The sequence below is a fragment of the Paraburkholderia sp. BR13439 genome (assembly GCF_040948805.1).
Lineage (GTDB): Bacteria > Pseudomonadota > Gammaproteobacteria > Burkholderiales > Burkholderiaceae > Paraburkholderia > Paraburkholderia youngii.
The window spans coordinates 577,409-601,895 of record NZ_JBFPKN010000001.1 but is presented as its reverse complement, the minus strand read 5'-3'; the positions used below and the strand labels follow the sequence as shown (position 1 = coordinate 601,895).

Here is a 24,487-nt window from a genome sequence, read left to right as displayed (position 1 = left end):
GCGCATGAGACGCCAGCTTGTCCGCCTGCACCGCTGGTTCGGGGTCGCGACTGCACTGTTTCTGTTCGTCGCGGGACTTACCGGTGCGATCATCGCGTGGGACCACGAGCTGGATGCCGCGCTGAACCCGTCGTTCTTCCTGGCTCGCACGGCTGGGCCGACGCTGCCCGGCCTCGAACTGGCGAATCGCGTCGAAGCCGCCGATCCGCGTCTTCGGGTGACCTATCTGCCGCTCGAGGTCGAACCGGGTCACGCGCTGCAAATGATGGTGCTGCCGCGCACTGACCCGGCGACGAAGCAGCCCTATCCGCTCGACTTCAACCAGATCGCCGTCGATCCCGTCACCGGCGAGATCCAGGGACGCCGCGAATGGGGCGCCGTGTCGCTCGCGCGGCTCAACCTGATTCCGTTCATCTACACGCTGCACTACACGCTGCAGCTGCCGTTCACCGGCGGCGTTGACATCGGCACGTGGTTGATGGGGACCGTCGGGATCGTCTGGCTGTTCGATAGCGTGATTGCACTGTGCCTGTCGTTTCCGAGCCTGAAGGCCTGGCGCAAGTCGTTCGCGTTCCGCCTGAAACGCGGCGGCTATGCGCTGACGTTCGATCTGCACCGCTCCGGAGGCGTATGGATCTGGGGCCTGCTGGCGACCGTCTCGCTGACGTCGATTTCGATGAATCTGTCGTCGCAGGTGGTGCGGCCGATCGTGTTGCGACTGTCGACATTGACGCCCGATCCGTTCAGCAACCCCGAAATCCTGCGCGCACCGCAACCGGGCGATCAGATGCTGAGCCGCGAGCGCATCGTCGAACTCGCCGGGCAAGCAGGCAAGGAAATGCATGTCGCCGCGCCACCGGGCGGGCTCTACTACGCCGAATTCATGCATGCGTATGGCGTCGGCTTCTACACGGCCGGCAACGACCACGGCGACGCCGGCCTCGGCAACCCGTGGATGTATTGGGACGCCGCCACCGGCCAGCGGCTCGCCACGCGGATTCCCGGTCAGGGCACGGCCGGCGATATCTTCCTGCAGATGCAGTATCCGCTGCACTCGGGGCGCATTCTCGGACTCGGCGGGCGGGTTCTGATCAGCGCGGTGGGGGTAGCGGTGGCCGTGCTGAGCGTCACGGGCCTGCTGATCTGGCTCAGGAAGCTGAGCGCGCGACGCCGTTTCGCGCAAAACGCGAATCTCGGGAAAAGCACGGGCGGCGCGGCAGCGCGTTCGTAACGCAAGCGGGGAAAGGACCGCGCCGGCCTGGACCGGCGCGGTGTTAGCGGTGCAATTTTTAGCGGAACACCACCGTCTTGCTGCCGTTCAGCACGACACGATGCTCGACGTGCCACTTCACCGCACGCGCGAGCGTCACGCACTCGACGTCGCGACCGATCGCCGTCAGTTGTTCCGGTGTCATGCTGTGGTCCACACGCTCGACTTCCTGCTCGATGATCGGACCTTCGTCGAGATCGGTCGTCACATAGTGAGCCGTCGCGCCGATCAGCTTCACGCCGCGGTCGAACGCCTGGTAGTAAGGCTTCGCGCCCTTGAAGCTCGGCAGGAACGAGTGATGGATGTTGATCGCGCGTCCGGCGAGCGCCTCGCACAGCTTCGGCGACAGAATCTGCATGTAGCGCGCGAGCACCACGAGGTCGGCCTGATGCTCGCTGATCACTTCGAGCACGCGCGCTTCCTGCGCGTTTTTCGCTTCGGGCGTGCCGCCGAGCAGCGGGAAGTGATGGAACGGGATGTCGTAACTCGCGGCGAGCTGGTAGAACTCCTTGTGGTTGGAGATGATCGCCGGGATGTCGATGTTCAGCTGACCGGTGCGGTAGCGAAACAGCAGATCGTTCAGGCAATGGCCGATCTTCGACACCATGATCACGACGCGCGGCTTCACGTTCGCGTCGTGCAGCTCCCAGCTCATGCCGAACTGCTCGGCGAGTGCCACGAACGACGCGCGCAGCGCGTCGAGCCCAGGATCGCCGCCCACCTGTTGAAAATGCACGCGCATGAAGAACTCGCCGGTGCGGCTGTCGCCGAACTGCGCGGAGTCGAGAATATTGCTGCCGCGCTCGAACAGAAAGCCTGACACGGCGTGAACGATGCCGGGCCGGTCGGCGCACGACAGTTTGAGGATAAAGCTGTGATCGGTCGACATGACCTCGGTGACTCCCTTCTTCAATGCGTGGTTTGTTTCAGTGGTACTGGCTGCGGGGCGGGCCTGACCGATGAGCCTCGGTTAGCCCCGCGGCGGCGGCGCGAACAGAGCGTCGATGCCCTCGCACGCGTCCTCGTCGATCCAGCGGCGGCGCAGCAGGCAATCGAGCGTCGCGAGGCTGGCGTCGACGGTTAGCGCGCCTTCCTCGATCCAGCGCGCGACTTCATCGATGCGCGCGAGCCGGTGTTCGCCCACTTCGCCGTCCTGGTTGCGCGGCGCGAAGTCGGCGGGCAGCGCGAGGTCGTAGATGAAGATCTGCTCGGCCTGTGTGCCTTCCGGCAGCGATTGCAGCACGTGCGCGGTGCGGCCCGCGACCGCGCCCGCCGCGATCTCCGCTGGAATGCCCGCTTCTTCCCAGCACTCCTTGACGATCGTTTCGGCGATACCGAAGCCCCAGCCGATCCCGCCCGCGACGACATTGTCGAGCATGCCGGGGTCGGTGGCCTTCGTGTCGCTGCGGCGCGCGATCCACAATTGCGGCGCGCCGCGGGGCGCACCGCCAGATGGCGCTCCGCCATCCGCATATTCTACGACGCCGTTCAGATGCACCGCGTACGTCATCGTGCCGAAGAAGCGCGATGCCGCGCGCTCGATATACGCGAGCGGCGGCGCGTCGAACGCATTGCGGATCGCGTAGGTCTCGTTGCGCCAGCCGGGGATGCGCCCATCGGCGGCGAGCGCGCCGATCACGGAAGCGAGCGCCGCGCTGCGCAGATGGACGGTATCGAAGGTGGCGGAGAGCGTCACGCCGTCGTTCGCGATCTCGAACACGTCGGGCCAGCGCGCGAGCAGCGGCACGTCGCGCTCGCGAATCCAGCCGACCTGTTCGGCGCAGATCAGAAACGGCCGATGCGCGGTCGCGTCGAAGCGGCGCGCGGCGGTGATGCAAGGCAAAGTCATCGAAAACTCCAAACTGTCCGCCGTCGTGGCGAACCTGGCAAAGCGGAAGCGGACGGGTTGCGTGACGCGCGTCAGTCGCGCAGTGCGACGCGAATCCCGATCGCGATGAACGTCGCGCCGGCCACGCGATCGAGCCACAGGCCGACACGCGGCCGCCGTCTGAGCCAGCTGCCGATGATCCCCGCGCACACGCCGAACAGCGAAAACACTACGACGGTCTGCAGCATGAACAGCGCGCCGAGCTCGAGCATCTGTACGGTCACGCTCTGCGCGCCGCCGGGCTGCACGAACTGCGGCAGAAACACGACGAAGAACAGCGTGACCTTCGGATTCATCAGATTGCCGAGCACGCTCTGGCGAAAGACAGCCGAAAGCGGCTGCGGCGCACGCTCGTGCGCGGTCGCGAGCCCCTGACTGCGCAGCGCCTTGATACCGATCCACACCAGATACGCGGCGCCGGCGAGCTTCATCGCTTCGAACGCGAGCGGCGACGACCGCAGCAGCGCGGCGACGCCGAGCGCCGCGAGCGTCGTATGAAACGTGATGCCGGCGGCAAAGCCGAGCGCGGCGACGAGGCCGGCCGCGCGGCCCTGTGAGATGCCGCGCGCGAGCACCTGCAGATTGTCCGGGCCGGGCGCCACGGTGATCGCAATCGAAGTGGCGAGAAACAGCAGGAAATTGGGCATCGTGGTGGTCTTCTGGGTTGGGCGGCTGGTGAGCCCTGGCGGTGAGCCATGTCGTTGAACCCGGTTGGCCTTGTGCGGCCAACGGAGCCTGTGCGACTTTAACTGCTGGTACGGCGAGAAACCCGACCGTCACGGCGCACGCCGTAACGGCCTCCGGGTTCAGTGACCGCCGAAACTCGTCACTGTATAGAGCGCAAGACCGCCCTCGCACAGCAGCTTCGAACCGCCCAGGTCCGGCAGATCGACGATCGCCGCGCCTTCCACGACGACCGCGCGGAGCCGCTCGAGCAGCAGCTTGCCGGCCATCATCGTGCCGCCGGTCGCGATCAGGTCGTCGATGATTACGACGCGATCGCCCGGCTCGCACGCATCCTCGTGAATCTCGACAGTCGCGGTGCCGTATTCCAGTTCATACGATTGCGAGATCCGCTTGTACGGCAGCTTGCCCGCCTTGCGAATCGGGATGAAGCCGATGCTCAGCTCGTGCGCGACGATCGGCCCGATGATGAAGCCGCGCGCATCGAGCCCGGCGATGTAATCGAGCTTCGCATCGATATAGCGCTGCACGAACAGGTCGATCAGCACGCGCAGCGACTTCGGCTCGCGCAAGAGCGGCGTGATGTCGCGGAACTGCACGCCCGGCTGCGGCCAGTCGGCCACCGTGCGAATGTGACTTCTGATGTAGTCGGCCGCATCGAGCGGCGCGCTCGCGAGCGCGTTGGACATGATGTCTCCGGATGGACCTCGACAGGTCCGGTGAAATGCTTGAATCTGCGTCGCCCGCCAGAACGGGCCAGGTTCACGGGTTCAGGCCGCGGCGGCGCGGCGGTGCTTCGACAGCCGCTCCTCGGCCTGCGCCAGTTGCTCGGGCAGACCGCGCAGCACCACGATGTCGCTCGCGCGCAGTTTCGTCGACGGGTCCGGTTCGACGCCGCGGATGCCGTGCCGGCGAATCGCGGTCACTTCGACACCGAGTTCGTACAGGCCCACCTCGGCGAGCGTACGGCCCACCGCGTCGGAGCTCTCGTCGACCGGCACCGATTGTAGCCGCACCTGCTCGTGGCCGTCGTCGTCGTCGATGTCGTCGGCGCCGTGGAAATAGCCACGCAACAGCGAGTAGCGTTCGTCGCGCATCTCCTCGACGCGCCGCACCACGCGGCGCATCGGCACGCCCATCACGACGAGCGTGTGCGACGCGAGCATCAGGCTGCCCTCGACGATCTCCGGAATCACCTCGGTCGCCCCGGCGGCGAGCAGTTTCTCCAGATCGGCGTCGTCGACGGTACGCACGATGACCGGCAGCGTCGGCTCCATCTCGTGAATGTTGTGCAGCACGCGCAGTGCCGACGGCGTGTTCGCGTAGGTGATCGCGATCGCGGCCGCGCGATGCAGGCCCGCGGCCAGCAGCGACTCGCGCCGCCCCGCGTCGCCGAACACGACCGATTCACCGGCCGCCGCGGCCGCCGCGACGCGGTCGGGATCGAGGTCGAGCGCGACATACGAGAGCCCTTCATGCTCGAGCATGCGCGCGAGGTTCTGCCCGGCGCGCCCATAGCCGCAGATGATCACGTGGCCGCTCTGCTTCAGGCTCTGGGTCGCGATGCGTGTCATCTGCAACGACTGCATCATCCATTCGGTCGACGACAGCCGCAGCACGACGCGGTCCGCGTTCTGGATCATGAACGGCGCGGCGAGCATCGACAGCAGCATCGCGGCGAGAATCGTCTGCAACAGCGTCGCGTCGACCAGATGCCGGTCGAGAATCAGGTTCAGCAGCACGAAGCCGAACTCGCCCGCCTGCGCGAGACCGATACCGGTGCGCATCGCGACGCCCGGCGTCGCGCCGAAAAGCCGCGCGAGGCCGGTAATCATGACCATCTTCAGCAGCACCGGGCCGATGAAAAACGCCAGCACGACGAGCGGATGCTCCCAGATCACGCGCGGATTGAGCAGCATGCCGGTAGTCACGAAGAAGAGCCCGAGCAGCACGTCGCGAAACGGCTTGATGTCCTCTTCCACCTGATGCCGGTACGGCGTCTCGGCGATCAGCATGCCGGCAATGAACGCGCCGAGCGCGAGCGACAGTCCGAATTTGTCGGTGATGAACGCGGCGCCGAGCGTCACCAGCAGCAGATTGAGGATGAACAGCTCCTGCGAGCGGCGCCGCGCGACCACGTTGAACCAGCGCGTCATGAAGCGCTGGCCGACGATCAGCAGCAGCGCGAGGGCCACGACGATTTTGATCGCCGCGATGCCGAGCGCGCTGGCCAGATTCTCCGAGCGGCCGCCGAGCGCCGAAATGATGATCAAAAGCGGCACCACCGCGAGATCCTGGAACAGCAGCACGCCGAAGATATTGCGGCCGTGCTCGGTTTCGATCTCGAGCCGCTCCGCCAGCATCTTGCTGACGATCGCCGTCGACGACATCGCCAGCGCGCCGCCCAGCGCGACGCACGCCTGCCACGTGATATGCACCCAGCGCTCCAGCACGAAGCCGAGCGACACCGCCACCGCGACCGTGCCGATCACCTGCAGCAAGCCGAGTCCGAACACGAGCCGGCGCATCGTGCGCAATTTGGCCAGCGAAAACTCCAGCCCGATCGAGAACATCAGAAACACGACGCCGAATTCCGCGAGGTTCTGCGCACCCGCCGAATCGGGTATCAGCCCGAACGCATGCGGTCCAACGACGATGCCGACCGTCAGATAGCCGAGCATCGGCGGCAGATTCAGGAAACGAAAGATCACCACGCCCGCCACCGATGCCAGCAGCAGAAACAGCGTCATTTCGAGCGGGGAAATCATCGGCAAAAACGCATGGGTGAAGCGTCCTCGTTCGTCAGCGGAACCGCGCACGAGAACGCCGTGCGACATAATGGATTGGGCCGGCAAAAAGCTGCTAAAGAGCGGCAAAGCAGCTGCAAATGAGACTATCGACAGGCCGACGAAGACAGCGGCCCGGCACAGCAGGCCCGGCGCGGCGAACAGGCGCCTTTGCTATACTCCGCGCATGATAGCGAAAATCAATGGCGACAGGGCACTCACGCTTGCTCGCGACGTACTCGACATCGAAGCGGACGCCGTGCGCGCGCTTCGCGACCAGCTCGACGGCAGTTTTGTGGGCGCGGTCGATTTCATCCTGGGTTGCCGTGGGCGCGTGGTCGTCTCCGGCATCGGCAAATCCGGCCACATAGCCCGCAAGCTTGCGGCCACGCTGGCAAGCACCGGCACACCCGCGTTCTTCGTGCATCCGGCGGAAGCCAGTCACGGCGACCTCGGCATGGTCACCGCCGACGACGTCTTCCTCGCGCTGTCCAATTCTGGCGAAACCGAAGAGTTGATGGCAATCCTGCCGCTCATCAAGCGGATCGGCGCGAAGCTGATCGCGATGACGGGCCGCCCCGGCTCCAGCCTCGCGCAACTCGCGGACGTGCATCTGAATTCCGGCGTCGCGAAGGAAGCCTGTCCGATGAATCTCGCGCCCACCGCCAGCACCACCGCCGCGCTCGCGCTCGGCGACGCGCTGGCAGTCGCGGTGCTCGACGCGCGTGGCTTCGGCCGCGACGACTTCGCGCGCTCGCATCCGGGCGGCGCGCTCGGCCGACGCCTGCTTACCTATGTGCGCGACGTCATGCGCACCGGCGACCAGTTGCCGCAGGTCACACCCGAGGCGACCGTCAGCGATGCCCTCTTCCAACTGACCGCAAAGCGCATGGGCATGACCTCGGTCGTCGACCACGAAGGCCGTGTGACGGGCATCTTCACGGATGGCGACCTGCGCCGAGTGCTCGAACGCGACGGCGATTTTCGCCAGTTGCCGATCGGTTCGGTGATGACCGCGGGCCCACGCACGATCGGGCCGGATCAACTCGCGGTCGAAGCCGTGGAACTGATGGAGCGCTATCGCATCAATCAGATGCTGGTCGTCGACGAATCGGGCAAGCTAATCGGCGCGCTCAACATGCACGACCTGTTTTCGAAGAAGGTGATCTGATGGCCGTTGCTCCTCCTACCGCTACCGAACGCGCAAGCCGCGTGAAGCTGATGATTTTCGACGTCGACGGCGTACTGACCGACGGCGGCCTGCTGTTCACGGCGGAAGGCGACACGATGAAAGGCTTCAACTCGATGGACGGCCACGGCATGAAGCTGCTGCGCCAGGCCGGCATCGAAACGGCCATCATCACCGGGCGCCAGTCCGGCATCGTGGCGGCGCGGGTGAAAGAATTGAACATCACGCACGTCTACCAGGGCGTGCAGGACAAGCCGCAGGCGTTCGCCGACCTGCTGCGGCAAACCGGCCTCACCGCCGAGGAGTGCGGCTACATGGGCGACGACTGGGTCGATCTCGCGGTAATGCTGCGCGTCGGCTTCGCGGCTGCGCCGGCCAATTCGCATCCCGAAGTGATCGCGCGTGCGCATTGGGTCAGCGAGGCGCGCGGCGGCCACGGCGCGGCACGCGAAGTGGTCGATACGCTGCTGCGCGCGCAGCACAAATATGAAGCACTGCTTGCGGCGGCGTGCAGCGGCGAGCAACGGGGCCTCGTGGGATGAACCAGTTTCGCCTGACTTCGCTGATCCCGCTCATCGCGATGGCGGCGCTCGCCGGCATCACGTGGTGGCTGCTGCAAGCCACGTTGCCGCGCAAGACCGACAACGAGGTGCGCCCGAAAGAGCACACGCCGGACTACTTCGCGGACAACTTCTCGGTGTCCGAGCTCGACCAGTCGGGCGCGACGCAGTACCGGCTGACCGCGCAGTCGCTGATCCATTACGAGGACGACGAAATGAGCGACCTCGTCAAACCGGCGATGCGCGCGTTCCAGCCCGGCAAGCCGATCGTCACGGCGACCGGCGATACCGGCACGGTCAACGCGGATGCGTCGATCGTCAATCTGTACCAGAACGCCCGCATCCTGCGCGCGCCCGGCGGCGGCGATCCGCAGATGCAGGCTGATTCCGAGCATTTCAGGGTCCTCGTCAACGACGATGTGATCGAGACTGAAAAGCCAGTTAAACTTCAGCGCGGCATGTCGGTGATGACTGCCAGCGGCATGAAATACAACAATGTCACCCGGTTTATGCAATTGTTCGGCAATGTAAGAGGCGCAATCGCCGCGTCCGATTCCGGCCACTAAGCCAACGCATACCGGGTAATCCATTCCAGGCGTGACTGCATGAACGAATCGCTCCCCCGTTTTGATACCGGCCGTTCGCGCGCGCTGTCCGCGTGCCGCGCCGCACTAGCTGCGCTCGTCGTCGCGTTGCCGCTTGTCGGCTTCGCGCCGCTCGCGCACGCGGACCGCGCCGACAAGGACAAGCCGCTGAACATCGAAGCTGACAACATGACTTACGACGACCTGCGGCAGGTCAGCATCTTTACCGGCCACGTGGTGGCGACCAAAGGGACGATCCTGATCAAGGCCGATCGCGTCGAAGTGTCGCAAGACCCGCAGGGCTACCAGTTCGCGACCGGCACCTCGAGCGGCAACAATCTGTCGTATTTCCGCCAGAAGCGCGAAGGGCTCGATGAATACATCGAGGGTACGGCCATCCGTATCGATTACGACGGCAAGCAGGATCTGACCACGCTGACCACCAACGCGACGGTGCGCCGGCTGCAGAGCATGACGACGCTGCTCGACCAGGTGCACGGCAGCGTGATCACCTACGACGGCCAGAACGACTTCTACACCGCCAAGGCGGGCAAGGACGTCGCCGGTCCGGGCAACCCCACCGGCCGCGTGCGCGCGATGCTGTCGCCGCGCAATGCGGGCGCCGCGCCGCTGACCGGCGCGTCGGCCACGCTCACGCCGTCCAACTCGATCCAGGGAGCGCCGAACCAGTGAGCACCATCAGCAGCACCATCGCGCCCCTCCCCCATCGCAAGCCGGCCGGCACCAGTAGTTCGCTGGTCGTGCGCAATCTGAAGAAGCGCTATGGCTCGCGCACGGTCGTCAAGGACGTGTCGCTCGACGTGAAGAGCGGCGAAGTGGTCGGCCTGCTCGGCCCGAACGGTGCCGGCAAGACCACGTCGTTCTACATGATCGTCGGCCTCGTGCCGCTCGACGCCGGCGAAATCGATCTGGATGGCAAGTCGATCAGCCTTCTGCCCATTCACAAGCGCGCGTCGCTCGGCCTGTCGTATCTGCCGCAGGAAGCGTCGGTGTTCCGCAAGTTGACCGTCGAGCAGAATATTCGCGCGGTGCTGGAACTGCAGCATGACGAAAACGGCAAGCGCCTCGGCAAAGACGCGATCACGTCGCGCACCGAAGCGCTGCTCGACGAGCTTCAGATCGCGCATCTGCGTGAAAATCCGGCGCTGTCGCTGTCGGGCGGCGAGCGTCGTCGGGTTGAAATTGCGCGCGCGCTGGCAACCAATCCGAGCTTCATCCTGCTCGACGAACCGTTCGCCGGCGTCGACCCGATCGCGGTGCTGGAAATCCAGAAAATCGTCAAGTTCTTGAAGCAGCGCAATATCGGCGTCCTGATTACCGACCACAACGTGCGCGAAACGCTCGGTATCTGCGATCACGCGTACATCATCAGCGACGGCAGCGTGCTAGCCGCTGGCGCGCCTAGCGACATCATCGAAAACGAAAGCGTGCGGCGCGTCTATCTGGGCGAGCACTTCCGCATGTAAGCACACACGGCGTCCCCGGCCACGCGAGCGCGCGCGGCCGGCCGCGGCGCCAATTTTGCGGCACCGCACATTCGTTGTCAGACGGCGCAGGCTGGCGCCGGGCGGCGCGCCATTTCGGCGTACCCAAAAATTGCGTGTGCCGCAAGGTATCGCGGTCGTGGCAAACTCTCTACAATGAATCTCAACTTGCCATGAAAGCCAGCCTCCAACTCCGCCTATCGCAGCATCTTGCGCTGACGCCGCAACTGCAACAGTCCATCCGGCTGCTGCAGTTGTCGACGCTCGAATTGCAGCAGGAAGTCGCCATGGCGATCTCGCAGAATCCACTCCTCGAAAACGAAGACGAGTGGATTGCGAGCCCGTTGCGGGTTGCGGCCGACGGCTCCGTGATCGCCCAGACACCGGGCTCCTCGGCGCCGGCCGACCCGATGGGCGGAAACGGTTCGGCATCGTCCGAGGGCAGCGGCGAGCGAGCCGAAAGCGGCGAACCGCAGGGTGTCGATGAATACAACGGCCTTTCGGGCGACGGCGGCGGCGACACGTCACAGTGGAACCTCGACGACTACGGCCGCTCCGGCAACGCGTCGGACGACGACGACCTGCCCCCGTTGCAAATCCACGAATCGAGCACATCGCTGCGCGACCACCTGATGGCGCAACTACGTGTCACCCAGGCGAGCCAGCGCGACCGCGCGCTCATCACGTTCCTGATCGAATCGCTCGACGACGACGGCTATCTCGCCGCCACGCTCGAAGAAGTGCTGGCCGACCTGCCCGAAGAACTCGAAGTCGATGTCGACGAACTGAACGCCGCGCTTGCGCTGCTGCATAGCTTCGACCCGCCCGGCGTCGGCGCGCGGTCCGCGTCCGAATGTCTGAAGCTGCAGTTGCTGCGGCTCGAGCCATCGCCCACGCGCACGCTTGCGCTAGACATTGTCGGCCATTACCTGGAGTTGCTCGCCGCGCGCGATTTCACGCGGCTGCGCAAGCACCTGAAGGCCAGCGACGACGATCTGCGCGACGCGCATGTGCTGATCCGCTCGCTCGAACCATTTCCGGGCGCCGCCTACGGCAAGGCCGAAGCGGACTACGTTGTGCCCGACATCATGGTGCGCAAAACGGCACAGGGCTGGCTGGCGGAGCTGAATCCCGAGGTGGTGCCCAAGCTGCGGATTAACCATCTGTACGCGAATATTCTGCGCAACAACCGCGGCGATCCGGGCAGCGGTTCGTTGCGCCAGCAACTGCAGGAAGCACGCTGGTTGATCAAAAATATCCAGCAGCGTTTCGAGACGATCCTGCGAGTTGCGCAGGCAATTGTCGAGCGTCAGAAGAGCTTTTTTGTGCACGGCGAAATCGCCATGCGCCCCTTGGTTTTGCGGGAAATAGCTGATACGCTGGGCCTACACGAGTCGACTGTCTCGCGTGTGACAACCGGTAAATACATGCTTACCCCTTTCGGGACGCTGGAATTCAAGTACTTTTTCGGCTCGCACGTTTCGACGGACACCGGCGGCGCGGCCTCCTCCACGGCCATTCGCGCGCTGATCAAACAACTGATAGGAGCGGAAAACCCGAAATCGCCACTTTCAGACAGTCGCATAGCCGAACTGCTGGCGGAACAGGGCTTCGTGGTCGCACGTCGTACCGTTGCGAAATACCGTGAGGCGCTCAAAATCCCGGCAGTCAACCTGCGCAAGTCTCTGTAGCTCGCCGCGTTTTGCAGCGGGCATTTACCGGCCGCTCCGCACCTGGCGGACAGGCCGGCCGCTGCGACCTGCCAGATGTCCGTCACCGGGGGGCGACACAGGCAAGCCGTCAGATCGACCGGACCTTTGTCATTGTGCGGACCAAGCGGCCATTAGCTTGGAGAAGCACTATGAATCTCAAGATCAGTGGACACCACCTCGAAGTAACGCCTGCGTTGCGCGAATACGTGATCACCAAACTGGACAGGGTGCTAAGACATTTCGATCAGGTCATCGACGGCAGTGTGGTCCTCTCGGTCGACAACCATAAGGAAAAGGAGAAGCGTCAAAAGGTGGAAATCAACCTCCACCTGAAGGGCAAGGATATTTTCGTCGAGAGTTGTGACAGTGATTTGTACGCTGCGATCGATCTGATGATCGACAAGCTCGACAGACAGGTGATACGCCACAAGGATCGTCTGCAAGGCCATCAGCACGAAGCGATCAAGTATCAGCCGGCGCCGCAACTGGACGTGCCGCCGCAATAGGAGAAACTCGCGGGAATTGCTGATTTCTCTGGGACTAGTCAAGCCGCCCGCAACTGGGCGGTTTTTCGTTTCAGCGCCCGGTGCGCGCTCTGCGCCCGTGCGCCCTCGCCGAGGCCAGGCTCAACCATTCGCGCAGACGTTTGCGCAGCGCGACATATTCCGCGCCGCAAGGGGTGAAAAACCTGATATGCATAGATGGCGCGCCGCACCATCGGCTGTCACCCTGTTCTATAATGTTCCGGTTACCATCGGGGTCGAGCCAGTTCTGATGAAGTACGGCCGGTCGAAATCTCACGCTTTCCCGATCGACTCTCACCGTCTGTCTTCGCCAGCATCGAACGAATGGAACGTCACTCAACCGCCCCGGTGGGGAGAACTCAGGCCACGTTTTCGCCTGTCAACATGAATCGTTTAGCCAAATTTCTTCCCCTCGAGAACGTCGTCATCGGACTATCGGTCACCAGCAAGAAACGCGTGTTCGAGCAAGCGGGCCTGATCTTCGAGAACCAGAACGGCATCGCCCGCAGTACCGTCACAGACAATCTTTTTGCGCGAGAACGACTCGGCTCGACCGGGCTCGGCGAAGGCGTCGCGATTCCGCATGGGCGGATCAAGGGCCTCAAGCAACCGCTCGCCGCATTCGTCAGACTCGCGGAACCCATCCCCTTCGAAGCGCCGGACGGCCAGCCGGTCTCGCTGCTGATCTTCCTGCTCGTCCCCGAGCAGGCCACTCAACAGCACCTCGAAATTCTTTCCGAGATCGCGCAATTGCTGTCCGATCGCGACGCCCGCGAGCGGCTGCACACTGAAGAAGACCGCGAATCGTTGCATCGCCTGCTTACTCAGTGGCAACCTTGAGGCAATGGCGGCGGTAGTACATACGCGCGCGCACACGCAGGTAAGGCCCGGCAAGCGGCTAACACTGGAGTCACTGACTCATGGATACGTCCAGCATCAACGCCCAGAGCATTTTCGACGACAACGCCGCCATGCTGAAGCTCAGCTGGCTCACGGGGCATGAAGGCTGGGAGCGCGGCTTCTCTTCGGAATCGGTCGCCAATGCCACGTCGAGCGCCGACCTCGTCGGCCACCTGAACCTGATCCACCCGAACCGGATCCAGGTGCTCGGCGATGCGGAAATCGACTACTACAAACGTCAGACCGATGAAGACCGCTCGCGCCACATGGCCGAGCTGATCGCGCTGGAGCCACCGTTTCTCGTCGTCGCGGGCGGCGTCGCGGCACCGCCGGAGCTCGTGCTGCGCTGCACGCGCTCGTCGACGCCGCTGTTCACGACGCCGACATCGGCGGCGGCGGTGATCGATAGTCTGCGACTTTACATGTCGCGCATTCTCGCGCCGCGCGCGACGCTGCACGGCGTTTTCCTCGACATCCTCGGCATGGGTGTGCTGCTGACCGGCGACTCGGGTCTCGGCAAGAGCGAGCTCGGCCTCGAACTGATCAGCCGCGGCCACGGTCTCGTCGCCGACGACGCGGTCGACTTCGTGCGCCTCGGCCCCGACTTCGTCGAAGGACGCTGCCCGCCGCTGCTGCAGAACCTGCTGGAAGTGCGCGGCCTCGGTCTGCTCGACATCAAGACGATCTTCGGCGAAACGGCGGTGCGCCGCAAAATGAAACTGAAGCTGATCGTGCAACTGGTGCGCCGCCCCGATGGCGAATTCCAGCGACTGCCGCTGGAAAGCCAGACCGTCGACGTGCTCGGCCTGCCGATCAGCAAGGTGACGATCCAGGTGGCCGCGGGCCGCAACCTCGCGGTGCTGGTCGAAGCGGCCGTGCGCAATACCATCCTGCAGTTGCGCGGTATCGACACGCTGCGCGATTTCATGGATCGGCAACGTCTCGCCATGCAGGATCCCGATAGCCAGTTTCCCGGCAAGCTGATCTGAAGCCGACCACAGCGCCATGAAGCGCCCGCGGAAGGCAGGACGCGGGCACGCGCATGGAGGCCAGATGCTATGATGAAATCTACGCTTTCGACGACTCCATGCGCATAATCCTGATCACCGGTATCTCCGGCTCCGGCAAATCGGTTGCCCTGAACGCGCTCGAAGACGCGGGTTATTACTGCGTCGACAATCTGCCGCCGCGTTTTCTGCAGCAACTCGCCACCTACCTCGCCGCTGACGGCCAGGACCGTCTCGCGGTCGCGATCGACGCGCGCTCCGGTTCGTCGCTCGACGAAATGCCCGCGATGATCCGCGACCTCAAGCGCTCGCACGACGTGCGCGTGCTGTTCCTGAGCGCGAGCACGCAGTCGCTGATTCAACGCTTTTCCGAAACGCGCCGCCGCCATCCGTTGTCTGGCTCGCCCGCGCACGACGCGGACGTTGGCCTGCTCACGTCGCTCGCCGAAGCGATCGAACGCGAGCGCGAACTGGTCGCGGGACTTGCCGAATTCGGCCATCAGATCGACACGAGCAATCTGCGCGCGAACGTACTGCGTGCATGGGTCAAACGCTTCATCGAGCAAGAGGACGCGGGGCTCGTGCTGATGTTCGAGTCGTTCGGTTTCAAGCGCGGCGTACCGCTCGACGCGGATTTCGTATTCGACGTACGCACGCTGCCGAACCCATACTACGATCATGAATTGAGGCCGCTCACCGGGCTCGATAAACCGGTGATGGATTTTCTCGATGCGCAGCCGGTCGTCCACGAGATGATCGACGACATCGAGAAGTATCTGTCCAAGTGGCTGCCGCATTTCCGCGACGACAATCGCAGTTATCTGACCGTCGCAATCGGTTGCACGGGCGGCCAGCACCGCTCGGTATTCATCGCGGAGACGCTTGCCGCGCGTCTCGCAACATCGGCGAATGTGATTGTGCGGCACCGCGATGCGCCGGTCGACGTCGGCGAATCATCGAAGCTGGTGGCTTAACCGGCCGCATCGCGCGGCCTTAACCCGAAGCGTTGCGCCATGTCCTCTACGCCTACTGTGTACGCCGATTTGCCGCTGTTTCCGCTGCATACGGTGCTATTTCCCGATGGCTTGCTGCCGCTAAAAATCTTCGAAGCGCGCTACCTCGACATGGCGCGTGACTGCCTGCGCGAAAAAACACCGTTCGGCGTGTGCATGCTAAAAAGCGGCGCCGAAGTCGCGCGTGAGGAAGAACCTTCGGTGCCCGAAACGATCGGCTGTCTCGCCGAAATCGACGAGTGCGACGTCGAGGCATTCGGCATGTTGCTGATTCGCGCACGCGGCACGAAGCGCTTTCGTCTGTTGTCGCATCGCGTCGAAGCGAGCGGTCTGCTGGTCGGCATGGCCGAGCCGCTCGCCGACGACCTGCCGCTCGAAGGCAACGAGCTATTGGCCAAATTCGGCGCGTGCGCGGAAGTGCTCGAACGGATCATCGCGACGATCCGCGAGCGCGATCCGGACAGCCTGCCGTTCGCGGAGCCTTTCCGGCTCGACGATCCGTCGTGGGTGTCCAACCGTCTCGCCGAGGTGCTGCCAATCGCGTTGCGCGCGCGGCAAAAGCTGATGGAACTGACCGATGCCGGCGCGCGCATCGACGTCGTGCATCACTACATGCAGCAGCATCAGTTGCTGTGAAATCCTGAAGTCGTCCTTCCGCTAGATCAACGAACCATGCAGGCTGGCGAGCAGCTTGCGCACCGGCGCCGGCACGCCGAACGAATCCAGATCGCTGAGCGCAACCCAGGCGGTGTTCGCATCGTTGAGCGCGGCCAGAGCACCGACACCGCGATCGAGTTCGGCAAGCCGCGGTTCGATGTCGAGCTTGAAATGCGTGAACACGTGGGAAAACGACGCAAGCGCCAACACTTCACCGTTGCTGCCGAACGCTCGCGCGCGTTCGGCGAGCGTCGCTTCGTCGGCGGCTTCGGGCAGACTCCACAGACCGCCCCAGATGCCCGACGGCGGACGCCGCTCGAGCATCACCGCGTTGCCGTCGCGCAGCACCAGCATCCACGTGCGGCGCGTCGGCACCGCTTTCTTCGGGCGCGCGGTCGGCAATTCGCGCTGACGTCCGGTGACGTTGGCGACGCAGTCCGGCGCGAACGGACAGCGCGTGCAGTCGGGTTTGCCGCGCACGCACAAGGTCGCGCCGAGATCCATCAAGCCCTGCGTGTAGGCGCTGAGCTCCGCCTTCGACGCATTCGACGGCAATAGTGATTCCGCGAGCGTCCACATCGCGTTCTCGACTTTCTTCTCGCCCGGAAAACCTTCGACGCCGAACACGCGCGCGAGCACGCGCTTTACGTTGCCATCGAGAATCGTCGCGCGCGCACCGAACGCGAACGACGCGATCGCCGCGGCCGTCGAGCGGCCAATGCCGGGCAACTCGGCGAGTTCATCAACCGAGGCGGGAAACGCGCCGCCATGCTGCTCGACGACGACCTGCGCGCAGCGATGCAGATTGCGCGCGCGCGTGTAGTAGCCGAGGCCGGCCCACAGTGCCATCACGTCATCGGATGTCGCCGCACCGAGCGCGGCGACATCCGGGAAACGCGCGAGGAATTTCGCGTAGTACGGAATCACCGTCGAGACCTGGGTCTGCTGCAGCATGATTTCGGACAGCCAGATTCGATACGGGTCCCGCGTGTTCTGCCACGGCAGATCGTGGCGGCCATGCTGGCGCTGCCATGCGATCAGGCGCGCGGAAAAATCGGGTATCGGCGTGAATGCGGGCGTGGTGTCGGACGCGCTGGAGCGCGTGGCGATCGTTGGAGTCAGGCGGGAAGGCATCGAGAATCTAGCGCTGGCAAGTGGGACAGAAGTACGTGGAGCGTTGTCCCTGCACGATCTGTTTGATTGGCGTTGCACACACACGGCATGGCAGGCCCGCGCGATCATAGACGAAGTAGTCGAGCTGGAAATAGCCGCTTTCGCCGTTGCTGCCGACGAAATCGCGCAGCGTGCTGCCGCCCTTGTCGATCGCGGCGGCGAGCGTCACGCGCACGGCATCGGCCAGCAGTTCATAACGCACGAGCGACACGCGGCCGGCCGCGGTGGTCGGCCGGATGCCCGCGCGAAAGAGACTTTCCGACGCGTAGATGTTGCCCACGCCGACCACGATGTCGCCTGCCAGCAAAGCCTGCTTCACCGACACCTTGCGCCCGCGCGTCAACCGATGCATCAGCGCGCCCGAAAACGCCGGCGAGAAAGGCTCGACGCCAAGGCTCGCGAGCAGCGGATGCTCGAGGATGTCGCCTTCCTCGCGCGGATGCCACAGCACCGCGCCGAAGCGGCGCGGATCACGGTAGCGCAGGATGAAGTCGTCGAAGATCCAGTCGACATGATCGTGCTTCGCCGCGGCAGGCGGATGCGGCACATGACGCAAAACGCGCAACGTGCCCGTCATGCCGAGATGCACGATGAACCACCCTGCGTCGATTTCGAACAGCAGATACTTGCCGCGTCGCTCCACTTTGCGCACCACATGGCCACGCAAGGTTTTCGCAAGGTCGGCCGGAATCGGCCAGCGCAGCGCGGCCGTCCGCACGTCGACGCGCTCAACCTTGCGCCCGGACACATACGGTTCGATCCCTCGTCGGGTAACCTCGACTTCTGGCAACTCTGGCATGGCTGATTGGTCTGCTACTTGCGTGAGTGGTTGTGCGCGTATTGTAGCGAGCGCGTTACAATCGACTGAAACATTGAACGGATTTCCATGAACGTGTCCTTCGTGAAGCTGCTTTCAAAGCGCCGCGCGCGTGTGTCCAACGTGCCGCTCGCCGTGTCCGCTCGCCGGATGCTTGGTGCGGGTGCGCTCGCATTGTGGGCGCTCGCCGCCGTGCCCGCGCATGCGCAGGACCCGTCGCCAGATTCCGACGACACGTCGGTCACGATGCCGGACCCGCTGGGTCCGTCAACCCCTCAAGACGAAAAGTCTTTGCCCGGGGTGCCTCTGTCGAGCCAGATCGTCTTCCAGGTGCTGGCCGCCGAGATCGCGCTGCAGCGCGATCAGCCAGCACCTGCCTATCAGACCTACCTCGCGCTCGCGCGCGACACGCACGACCCGCGCATGGCGCAACGCGCCACCGAAATCGCGCTGGCCGCGCAGAGCCCATCGGACGCGCTCGCCGCCGCGCAATTGTGGCAACAGTACGCGCCCGGTTCGGAACGCGCCGCGCAACTCGACGCGTCGCTGCTCGTGCTGTCCGGCAAGCCCGACGACGCGTCGCCGATCCTGTCGCAGGAACTCGCGAAGGTACCTGAGGAAAATCGCGGCAGCGCAATTCTCGCGCTGCAATTGCTGTTGTCGCGCGGCCCGAACCGCGTCGGTGGCCTGCACGTGTTGCAGGACCTGCTGAAGAACGACATGAACCGGCCGGAAGCGCAACTGGCCGTCGCACGCCAGCAGTTGCTGGCCGACGACGCGCCGGGTGCGCGCAAGTCGCTCGAGCAGGCGCTCACGATCAAGCCCGACTATCTGCCCGCTGCGTTGGTGCTGTCGCAGATGGGCCCAGAGGAGCGCAAGGAAGGCATCGCGTCGCTCGAAAAGTACGTGCAGCAGAATCCGAAATCGCATGACGCGCGGCTCGCGCTCGCACAGATGTATCTCGCGAGCGACCGTCTCGACGACGCGCAGAAGCAGTTCGAGATCATGCGCAAGGCAAACGCCAACGACCTGACGCCGTTGATGGCGCTCGCGCTGATCAAGATCCAGCAGAAGAAACTCCCCGAAGCACAGACCTATCTGATTCAATACGCGCAGCAGGCCGAGAAGACGCCGGGCGCCGATGCGGGCCAGGCCTACATCTATCTCGCGCAGCTAGCGCTCGAACAGAAGAATGAGGCGGCCGCGAGCGACTGGCTGAACAAGATCTCGCCGGCGAGTCAGCAATACCTGGCCGCGCAGATCACGCGCGCGCAACTGCTCGCGAAGCAGGGCAAGACCGAGGAGGCGCGCCAGTTGCTCGCCAACTTGCAGGCCTCGGATCCGCGTGACGTGGCGCTGATCGCGCGCACCGATGCAGCGATCCTGTTCGACGCGAAGCGCTACCCGGAGGCCGAAGCGCGTCTGCAGCAAGCCACGGCGAACTTTCCCGACGACCCCGACCTCACCTACGACTACGCGATGGCCGCCGAGAAAACCGGCCATTACGACGTCATGGAAGCGCAGTTGCGCAAGCTGATCGAGACGCAGCCGGACAATCCGCAGGCGTATAACGCGCTCGGCTATTCGCTCGCCGATCGCAACCAGCGCCTGCCGGAAGCGGACAAGCTGGTCGAGAAGGCCTCGGCCCTTGCACCGAACGATGCGTTCATCATGGACAGCGTCGGCTGGGTCAAGTACCGGATGGGTAACACGGCCGATGCGATCAAGCTGCTGCGCAAGGCATACAGCCTCCAGCCGAACGCCGAGATCGGCGCGCACCTCGGCGAGGTGCTGTGGAAGGCCGGCGAACAGGAACAGGCGCGCGCCGCGTTCCGCGAGGCCCGCAAGCTCGAACCCAACAACGAGACTCTCGTCAAAACGTTGCAACGTCTTCAGGTAAACGATCTTTGATGCGTCTTTCCCGTTTGATTTCTTTTTCCATGGCACCGCGCGGCATCGCGCTTGGTTGCGCGGCGGCAGCGGTTGTCGCGTTGGCCGGCTGCGCATCGGTGAAGCCGCAAGGGCCGTCCACGTCGAACGCCGCGACCGAAGTCACCGCGCAAACGAGCCGCTCGTATCAGGGCCGCTTCGCGATCCAGTACAACGATCAGAACGGCCAGCAGCGCAACGCCTACGGCAATTTCTCGTGGCAGGAAACCGGCGACACTGTCACGCTGCAATTGCGCAATCCGCTCGGCCAGACGCTGGCCATCGTGACCTCGTCACCGGCTTCGGCGACGCTCGAGCTGCCGAACCGCCAGCCGCTCACCGCTGATAACGTGTCGACGCTGATGCAAAACGCGCTCGGCTTCACGCTGCCGGTCGAAGGGTTACGCTACTGGCTGCAGCCGTCGCCGGCGCCGACCTCGCGCGCGCAGACCGAGAAGGATCCCGAGCAACCGTCGCGCCTGAAGCAGATCACCCAGGATGGCTGGACGATCGACTATGTCGCCTATGCCGATGCGCCAGCCACCGGCGTGAAGCGCGTCAATCTCAGTCGCTCGGAGCCGCCGCTCAACATCAAGCTCGTGCTCGATCAGTGAGTCGTCGTTGCTGCTGTTTGTCCCGGCATCCGCTCACGTAACCTTGCCACCCGTTTGGCGCCACCGTGGCGCATGTAGCCTTCACTCATGATCGAAACAACCGATTCGCTGCGCGACTGTCTTGCGCCAGCGAAACTCAATCTCTTCCTGCACATCACCGGCCGTCGGCCGGATGGTTATCACACGCTGCAAACGGTCTTCCAGTTGCTCGACTGGGGCGACACGCTGCACTTCACGCGACGCGATGACGGTCTCATCACGCGCCGCACCGAAATCGCCGACGTGCCGCCTGAGCATGACCTGACCGTACGGGCCGCGACGTTGCTGAATTCGCATACGGGCTCTCGCGAAGGTGTCGATATCGAAATCGACAAGCGCCTGCCGATGGGCGCGGGCCTCGGCGGCGGCAGCTCCGACGCGGCGACGACGCTGCTCGCGCTCAATCGCCTGTGGAAGCTCGATCTGCCGCGTCAGGAGTTGCAGGATCTTGCGTTGAAGCTCGGCGCGGACGTGCCTTTCTTTGTATTTGGAAAAAATGCGTTTGCAGAGGGTGTCGGAGAATCATTAGACGTTGTACAATTGCCGCCGCGTCACTTTCTGGTAGTGACGCCGAGGGTGCAGGTTCCAACTGCAGCGATTTTTTCCGAAAAAGCGTTGACAAGAGATACAAAGCCTCTCATAATTACGGACTTTCCTGCAGAACACAGCTGCAACACTGAATGGCCAGAAAGCTTCGGCCGGAATGACATGCAGCAGGTTGTAGTAGGAAAGTACGCGGAAGTAGCGCAAGTGTTGCGATGGTTTGAGAGCATCGCGCCAGCGCGGATGTCCGGATCGGGTGCCAGTGTTTTTGCAGCGTTCCGTAGCAAAGCTGAAGCAGAAGCGGCGCAAGCCAAGCTGCCCGGCGAATGGAACAGTGCAGTAGCCGCGGGCTTGGATCAGCATCCACTCTTTGCTTTCGCGTCATAAGTTTTGCATCGTCGAACGAAACTCCACGTTCGGCGGAGCTCAAAGTTAGTGTAGGGGAGTCGCCAAGCTGGTTAAGGCACCGGATTTTGATTCCGGCATGCAAAGGTTCGAATCCTTTCTCCCCTGCCAAAAATTCTCGTAGTTCGCTGTAGTTCGCCGCAGTAATTCACATTCTCCCGCCCCCAGCCTGAAGTAGGTGCATGATGAGCAGCCATGACGGCCTGATGGTTTTTACTGGCAACGCAAATCCCGCGCTTGCACAGGAAGTCGTCAAAAACCTCGGTATTCCCCTCGGCAAAGCAATGGTTAGCCGTTTCTCGGACGGTGAAATCCAGGTCGAGATTCAGGAAAATGTGCGCGGCAAGGATGTCTTCGTCCTGCAATCCACGTGCGCGCCGACTAACGACAATCTGATGGAACTGATGATCATGGTCGATGCGCTCAAGCGCGCATCCGCTGGCCGGATCACCGCAGCCATCCCTTACTTCGGTTATGCCCGTCAGGATCGTCGCCCGCGTTCGGCGCGTGTCGCCATCTCGGCGAAGGTCGTGGCGAACATGCTGGAAATCGCCGGCGTCGAGCGGATCATCACGATGGATCTGCACGCCGACCAGATTCAAGGCTTCTTCGACATCCCGGTCGACAACATCTACGCAACGCCCGTGCTGCTCGGCGATCTGCGCAAGCAGAACTACGACAACCTGATGGTTGTTTCGCCGGACGTCGGCGGTGTGGTCCGCGCCCGTGCATTGGCGAAGCAACTCAATTGCGACCTCGCGATCATCGACAAGCGTCGTCCGAAGGCGAACGTCGCCGAAGTGATGAACATCATCGGTGAAGTCGAAGGCCGCACCTGCGTGATCATGGACGACATGGTCGACACCGCAGGCACGCTGTGCAAGGCCGCGCAGGTTCTGAAGGAACGCGGCGCGAAGCAGGTATTCGCGTACGCCACCCACCCGGTTCTGTCGGGCGGCGCGGGCGAGCGTATCGCCGCCTCCGCACTCGACGAACTCGTAGTCACGGACACGATCCCGCTCGGCGAAGAAGCCCGTTCGTGCGCGAAGATCCGTTCGCTGACGAGCGCCGGTTTGCTGGCCGAAACGTTCTCGCGCATCCGCCGCGGCGATTCGGTGATGTCGCTGTTCGCTGAAAGTTAAGCATTTGCGAAGACGCCGCGTACCGCTGGATGCGACACGCGGCGTTTTTGCACAATCGGCATGAACGAACGAAGGTTCTTGCCGCGATCCCGGGCCTCAGCCATTACGGCTTCGAGGCCCTGTTTTTACTGCCTGGTCGCGGGCAGTGCATTGGAGATTCAACATGAAAGTAGTCGCTTTCGAGCGTTCCCAGCAAGGTACGGGTGCGAGCCGCCGCCTGCGTAACTCGGGCAAGACCCCGGGTATCGTTTATGGCGCTGGTGCTGACACGCAACTGATCGAACTCGATCACAACGCCCTGTGGCACGCGCTGAAGAAAGAAGTATTCCACTCGTCGATCCTCGATCTGGAAGTGGCAGGCAAGTCGCAACAGGTTCTGCTGCGCGACGTGCAATACCACCCGTTCCGTCAGCTCGTGCTGCACGTGGACTTCCAGCGCGTCGACGCGTCGAAGAAGCTGCACACCAAGGTGCCGCTGCACTTCCTGAACCAGGAAACCAACCCGGCAGTGAAGCTGTCGAGCGCGGTGATCTCGCACGTCATCAACGAAATCGAAATCGAGTGCCTGCCCTCGGCACTGCCGGAATTCATCGAAGTTGACCTCGCGAAGATCGAAGCTGGTCAATCGGTTCACGCGAAGGACATCCCGCTGCCGGCAGGTGTGGCGCTCGTCGCCCACGTCGACGCGGAAAACCCGGTGGTCGCTGCTGCAACGATCCCGGCTGGCGCAATCGCTGAAGACGCTGCTGCTGCTGAAGGCGGCGAAACGCCGGCTGCTTAAGAGCCTTTCGGTTCGAAGCAAGCAATCCTCTCGATCCGTTTCCAATGAAACGGTCGATGTGACCCGCCGAGGTTCGCCCTGGCGGGTTTTTTTTCGGCTTTTTTTTAGTCCGGTGCATTTCACTTCCGGACCTGGTGGACTCACGCAATCATGATCAAGCTGATCGTCGGGCTCGGCAATCCGGGCGCCGAATACACCGCGACGCGTCACAACGCCGGCTTCTGGCTGGTCGATCAACTCGCACGCGAGGCTGGCACGACGCTGCGCGACGAGCGGCGCTTTCACGGCTTTTACGCGAAGGCGCGGTTGCATGGCGAGGAAGTGCATCTGCTCGAGCCGCAGACCTACATGAACCGTTCTGGTCAGTCGGTCGTCGCGCTTGCGCAATTCTTCAAGATTCTTCCCGACGAGATCCTCGTCGCTCACGACGAGCTCGACATGCCGCCCGGCAGCGTCAAGCTGAAGCTCGGCGGCGGCAGCGGCGGGCATAATGGCCTGAAGGACATCAGCGCGCATTTGTCGTCGCAGCAATACTGGCGGCTGCGGATCGGCATCGGTCATCCGCGTGATCTGATCCCCGAAAGCGCGCGCGCCGGCGCGAAGCCGGACGTCGCGAACTATGTGCTGAAGCCGCCGCGGCGAGAAGAGCAAGAGGTCATCGACGCGTCGATCGAGCGCGCGCTCGCGGTGATGCCGCAGATCATCAAGGGAGAGCTCGAACGCGCAATGATGCAACTGCATCGCAATAACAGCTGACGCGCGCCA

25 protein-coding genes and 1 tRNA gene are annotated in these 24,487 nt (G+C 63.6%); 19 read left to right on the top strand and 7 right to left on the bottom strand.

Annotation, left to right across the window (positions count from 1 at the left end):
* Positions 1-4 precede the first annotated feature (4 nt).
* Positions 5-1,231, top strand: a complete 1,227-nt coding sequence (locus AB3X96_RS02820; RefSeq protein ID WP_368588495.1) for a PepSY-associated TM helix domain-containing protein — start codon at positions 5-7, stop codon at positions 1,229-1,231.
* Positions 1,232-1,289: 58 nt separating this feature from the next.
* Here AB3X96_RS02820 and purU read toward each other — a convergent pair whose 3' ends face one another.
* The 5 genes from purU to AB3X96_RS02795 all read right to left on the bottom strand — a co-directional run bounded on the left by purU (position 1,290) and on the right by AB3X96_RS02795 (position 6,610).
* Positions 1,290-2,159, bottom strand: a complete 870-nt coding sequence (gene purU, locus AB3X96_RS02815) for a formyltetrahydrofolate deformylase (RefSeq protein WP_368588494.1) — start codon at positions 2,157-2,159, stop codon at positions 1,290-1,292.
* Positions 2,160-2,240: 81 nt separating this feature from the next.
* A complete protein-coding gene (locus AB3X96_RS02810; protein WP_368588493.1) occupies positions 2,241-3,119 on the bottom strand; it encodes a DUF4743 domain-containing protein in 879 nt (292 codons plus the stop codon).
* A 71-nt stretch (positions 3,120-3,190) separates the two neighbouring features.
* Positions 3,191-3,805, bottom strand: a complete 615-nt coding sequence (locus AB3X96_RS02805; protein ID WP_368588492.1) for a LysE family translocator — start codon at positions 3,803-3,805, stop codon at positions 3,191-3,193.
* A 159-nt stretch (positions 3,806-3,964) separates the two neighbouring features.
* A complete protein-coding gene (locus tag AB3X96_RS02800; protein WP_368588491.1) occupies positions 3,965-4,531 on the bottom strand; it encodes an adenine phosphoribosyltransferase in 567 nt (188 codons plus the stop codon).
* An 81-nt stretch (positions 4,532-4,612) separates the two neighbouring features.
* Positions 4,613-6,610, bottom strand: coding sequence for a cation:proton antiporter (locus tag AB3X96_RS02795; RefSeq protein ID WP_368588666.1), 1,998 nt, complete (start codon positions 6,608-6,610; stop codon positions 4,613-4,615).
* A gap of 205 nt (positions 6,611-6,815) precedes the next feature.
* On the opposite strand from AB3X96_RS02795, the gene kdsD reads away from it, so the two are divergent.
* The 11 genes from kdsD to AB3X96_RS02740 all read left to right on the top strand — a co-directional run bounded on the left by kdsD (position 6,816) and on the right by AB3X96_RS02740 (position 16,258).
* Positions 6,816-7,799, top strand: coding sequence for an arabinose 5-phosphate isomerase KdsD (gene kdsD, locus AB3X96_RS02790; RefSeq protein WP_013088332.1), 984 nt, complete (start codon positions 6,816-6,818; stop codon positions 7,797-7,799).
* A complete protein-coding gene (locus AB3X96_RS02785) occupies positions 7,799-8,359 on the top strand; it encodes an HAD family hydrolase (RefSeq protein WP_176109614.1) in 561 nt (186 codons plus the stop codon). The genes kdsD and AB3X96_RS02785 overlap by 1 nt, the downstream gene beginning before the upstream one ends.
* Positions 8,356-8,943, top strand: a complete 588-nt coding sequence (lptC, locus tag AB3X96_RS02780) for an LPS export ABC transporter periplasmic protein LptC (RefSeq protein ID WP_152851817.1) — start codon at positions 8,356-8,358, stop codon at positions 8,941-8,943. The genes AB3X96_RS02785 and lptC overlap by 4 nt, the downstream gene beginning before the upstream one ends.
* A gap of 39 nt (positions 8,944-8,982) precedes the next feature.
* A complete protein-coding gene (gene lptA / locus AB3X96_RS02775; protein ID WP_176109615.1) occupies positions 8,983-9,654 on the top strand; it encodes a lipopolysaccharide transport periplasmic protein LptA in 672 nt (223 codons plus the stop codon).
* 17 nt (positions 9,655-9,671) lie between these two features.
* Positions 9,672-10,448: an LPS export ABC transporter ATP-binding protein gene (gene lptB / locus AB3X96_RS02770; protein ID WP_368588665.1), complete on the top strand. Its 777-nt coding sequence runs from the start codon at positions 9,672-9,674 to the stop codon at positions 10,446-10,448.
* A 191-nt stretch (positions 10,449-10,639) separates the two neighbouring features.
* Positions 10,640-12,157 (top strand): RNA polymerase factor sigma-54, encoded by a 1,518-nt coding sequence (locus AB3X96_RS02765; RefSeq protein WP_368588490.1) that lies wholly within the window; start codon positions 10,640-10,642, stop codon positions 12,155-12,157.
* Between the two features lie 170 nt (positions 12,158-12,327).
* Positions 12,328-12,684, top strand: coding sequence for a ribosome-associated translation inhibitor RaiA (raiA, locus tag AB3X96_RS02760; RefSeq protein WP_008921708.1), 357 nt, complete (start codon positions 12,328-12,330; stop codon positions 12,682-12,684).
* Between the two features lie 342 nt (positions 12,685-13,026).
* Complete coding sequence (locus AB3X96_RS02755) at positions 13,027-13,542, top strand: PTS sugar transporter subunit IIA (protein ID WP_083421008.1); 516 nt, start codon at positions 13,027-13,029, stop codon at positions 13,540-13,542.
* 80 nt (positions 13,543-13,622) lie between these two features.
* On the top strand, positions 13,623-14,591 hold the full coding sequence (gene hprK, locus AB3X96_RS02750; protein WP_008921706.1) for an HPr(Ser) kinase/phosphatase: 969 nt from the start codon (positions 13,623-13,625) through the stop codon (positions 14,589-14,591).
* Between the two features lie 98 nt (positions 14,592-14,689).
* Complete coding sequence (rapZ, locus tag AB3X96_RS02745; protein ID WP_041734268.1) at positions 14,690-15,583, top strand: RNase adapter RapZ; 894 nt, start codon at positions 14,690-14,692, stop codon at positions 15,581-15,583.
* A gap of 39 nt (positions 15,584-15,622) precedes the next feature.
* Positions 15,623-16,258, top strand: a complete 636-nt coding sequence (locus tag AB3X96_RS02740) for an LON peptidase substrate-binding domain-containing protein (protein WP_013088324.1) — start codon at positions 15,623-15,625, stop codon at positions 16,256-16,258.
* Positions 16,259-16,279: 21 nt separating this feature from the next.
* Here AB3X96_RS02740 and mutY read toward each other — a convergent pair whose 3' ends face one another.
* Complete coding sequence (gene mutY / locus AB3X96_RS02735; RefSeq protein ID WP_368588489.1) at positions 16,280-17,413, bottom strand: A/G-specific adenine glycosylase; 1,134 nt, start codon at positions 17,411-17,413, stop codon at positions 16,280-16,282.
* Between the two features lie 7 nt (positions 17,414-17,420).
* Positions 17,421-18,251, bottom strand: a complete 831-nt coding sequence (gene mutM, locus AB3X96_RS02730; RefSeq protein WP_176109617.1) for a bifunctional DNA-formamidopyrimidine glycosylase/DNA-(apurinic or apyrimidinic site) lyase — start codon at positions 18,249-18,251, stop codon at positions 17,421-17,423.
* An 87-nt stretch (positions 18,252-18,338) separates the two neighbouring features.
* Here mutM and AB3X96_RS02725 point away from each other — a divergent pair, with 87 nt between their 5' ends.
* The 7 genes from AB3X96_RS02725 (at position 18,339) to pth (ending at position 24,478) form a co-directional block, all read left to right on the top strand.
* Positions 18,339-20,180 (top strand): tetratricopeptide repeat protein, encoded by a 1,842-nt coding sequence (locus AB3X96_RS02725; protein WP_368588488.1) that lies wholly within the window; start codon positions 18,339-18,341, stop codon positions 20,178-20,180.
* On the top strand, positions 20,180-20,812 hold the full coding sequence (gene lolB / locus AB3X96_RS02720; RefSeq protein WP_368588487.1) for a lipoprotein insertase outer membrane protein LolB: 633 nt from the start codon (positions 20,180-20,182) through the stop codon (positions 20,810-20,812). The genes AB3X96_RS02725 and lolB overlap by 1 nt, the downstream gene beginning before the upstream one ends.
* 87 nt (positions 20,813-20,899) lie before the next feature.
* The gene (ispE, locus tag AB3X96_RS02715; protein ID WP_368588486.1) at positions 20,900-21,781 is read left to right on the top strand and encodes a 4-(cytidine 5'-diphospho)-2-C-methyl-D-erythritol kinase; all 882 of its coding nucleotides are present in this window, start codon (positions 20,900-20,902) and stop codon (positions 21,779-21,781) included.
* A gap of 52 nt (positions 21,782-21,833) precedes the next feature.
* Positions 21,834-21,910 (top strand) — tRNA-Gln (locus AB3X96_RS02710).
* Between the two features lie 74 nt (positions 21,911-21,984).
* The gene (locus AB3X96_RS02705) at positions 21,985-22,941 is read left to right on the top strand and encodes a ribose-phosphate pyrophosphokinase (protein ID WP_008921698.1); all 957 of its coding nucleotides are present in this window, start codon (positions 21,985-21,987) and stop codon (positions 22,939-22,941) included.
* 163 nt (positions 22,942-23,104) lie between these two features.
* Complete coding sequence (locus AB3X96_RS02700) at positions 23,105-23,722, top strand: 50S ribosomal protein L25/general stress protein Ctc (protein ID WP_013088318.1); 618 nt, start codon at positions 23,105-23,107, stop codon at positions 23,720-23,722.
* Positions 23,723-23,872: 150 nt separating this feature from the next.
* Positions 23,873-24,478: an aminoacyl-tRNA hydrolase gene (gene pth / locus AB3X96_RS02695; RefSeq protein WP_368588485.1), complete on the top strand. Its 606-nt coding sequence runs from the start codon at positions 23,873-23,875 to the stop codon at positions 24,476-24,478.
* The last annotated feature ends 9 nt before the right edge of the window (positions 24,479-24,487 follow it).

Coding starts and splice junctions, on each gene's coding strand:
- hprK (WP_008921706.1), top strand. CDS start 13,623: ATGGATACGTCCAGCATCAACGCCCAGAGCATTTTCGACGACAACGCC.
- AB3X96_RS02810 (WP_368588493.1), bottom strand. CDS start 3,119: ATGACTTTGCCTTGCATCACCGCCGCGCGCCGCTTCGACGCGACCGCG.
- AB3X96_RS02765 (WP_368588490.1), top strand. CDS start 10,640: ATGAAAGCCAGCCTCCAACTCCGCCTATCGCAGCATCTTGCGCTGACG.
- AB3X96_RS02820 (WP_368588495.1), top strand. CDS start 5: ATGAGACGCCAGCTTGTCCGCCTGCACCGCTGGTTCGGGGTCGCGACT.
- AB3X96_RS02700 (WP_013088318.1), top strand. CDS start 23,105: ATGAAAGTAGTCGCTTTCGAGCGTTCCCAGCAAGGTACGGGTGCGAGC.
- AB3X96_RS02785 (WP_176109614.1), top strand. CDS start 7,799: ATGGCCGTTGCTCCTCCTACCGCTACCGAACGCGCAAGCCGCGTGAAG.
- pth (WP_368588485.1), top strand. CDS start 23,873: ATGATCAAGCTGATCGTCGGGCTCGGCAATCCGGGCGCCGAATACACC.
- AB3X96_RS02795 (WP_368588666.1), bottom strand. CDS start 6,610: ATGATTTCCCCGCTCGAAATGACGCTGTTTCTGCTGCTGGCATCGGTG.
- mutY (WP_368588489.1), bottom strand. CDS start 17,413: ATGCCTTCCCGCCTGACTCCAACGATCGCCACGCGCTCCAGCGCGTCC.
- AB3X96_RS02725 (WP_368588488.1), top strand. CDS start 18,339: ATGAACGTGTCCTTCGTGAAGCTGCTTTCAAAGCGCCGCGCGCGTGTG.
- purU (WP_368588494.1), bottom strand. CDS start 2,159: ATGTCGACCGATCACAGCTTTATCCTCAAACTGTCGTGCGCCGACCGG.
- AB3X96_RS02800 (WP_368588491.1), bottom strand. CDS start 4,531: ATGTCCAACGCGCTCGCGAGCGCGCCGCTCGATGCGGCCGACTACATC.
- lptC (WP_152851817.1), top strand. CDS start 8,356: ATGAACCAGTTTCGCCTGACTTCGCTGATCCCGCTCATCGCGATGGCG.
- rapZ (WP_041734268.1), top strand. CDS start 14,690: ATGCGCATAATCCTGATCACCGGTATCTCCGGCTCCGGCAAATCGGTT.
- AB3X96_RS02705 (WP_008921698.1), top strand. CDS start 21,985: ATGAGCAGCCATGACGGCCTGATGGTTTTTACTGGCAACGCAAATCCC.
- lptA (WP_176109615.1), top strand. CDS start 8,983: ATGAACGAATCGCTCCCCCGTTTTGATACCGGCCGTTCGCGCGCGCTG.
- ispE (WP_368588486.1), top strand. CDS start 20,900: ATGATCGAAACAACCGATTCGCTGCGCGACTGTCTTGCGCCAGCGAAA.
- raiA (WP_008921708.1), top strand. CDS start 12,328: ATGAATCTCAAGATCAGTGGACACCACCTCGAAGTAACGCCTGCGTTG.
- AB3X96_RS02740 (WP_013088324.1), top strand. CDS start 15,623: ATGTCCTCTACGCCTACTGTGTACGCCGATTTGCCGCTGTTTCCGCTG.
- lolB (WP_368588487.1), top strand. CDS start 20,180: ATGCGTCTTTCCCGTTTGATTTCTTTTTCCATGGCACCGCGCGGCATC.
- mutM (WP_176109617.1), bottom strand. CDS start 18,251: ATGCCAGAGTTGCCAGAAGTCGAGGTTACCCGACGAGGGATCGAACCG.
- AB3X96_RS02805 (WP_368588492.1), bottom strand. CDS start 3,805: ATGCCCAATTTCCTGCTGTTTCTCGCCACTTCGATTGCGATCACCGTG.
- AB3X96_RS02755 (WP_083421008.1), top strand. CDS start 13,027: ATGGAACGTCACTCAACCGCCCCGGTGGGGAGAACTCAGGCCACGTTT.
- kdsD (WP_013088332.1), top strand. CDS start 6,816: ATGATAGCGAAAATCAATGGCGACAGGGCACTCACGCTTGCTCGCGAC.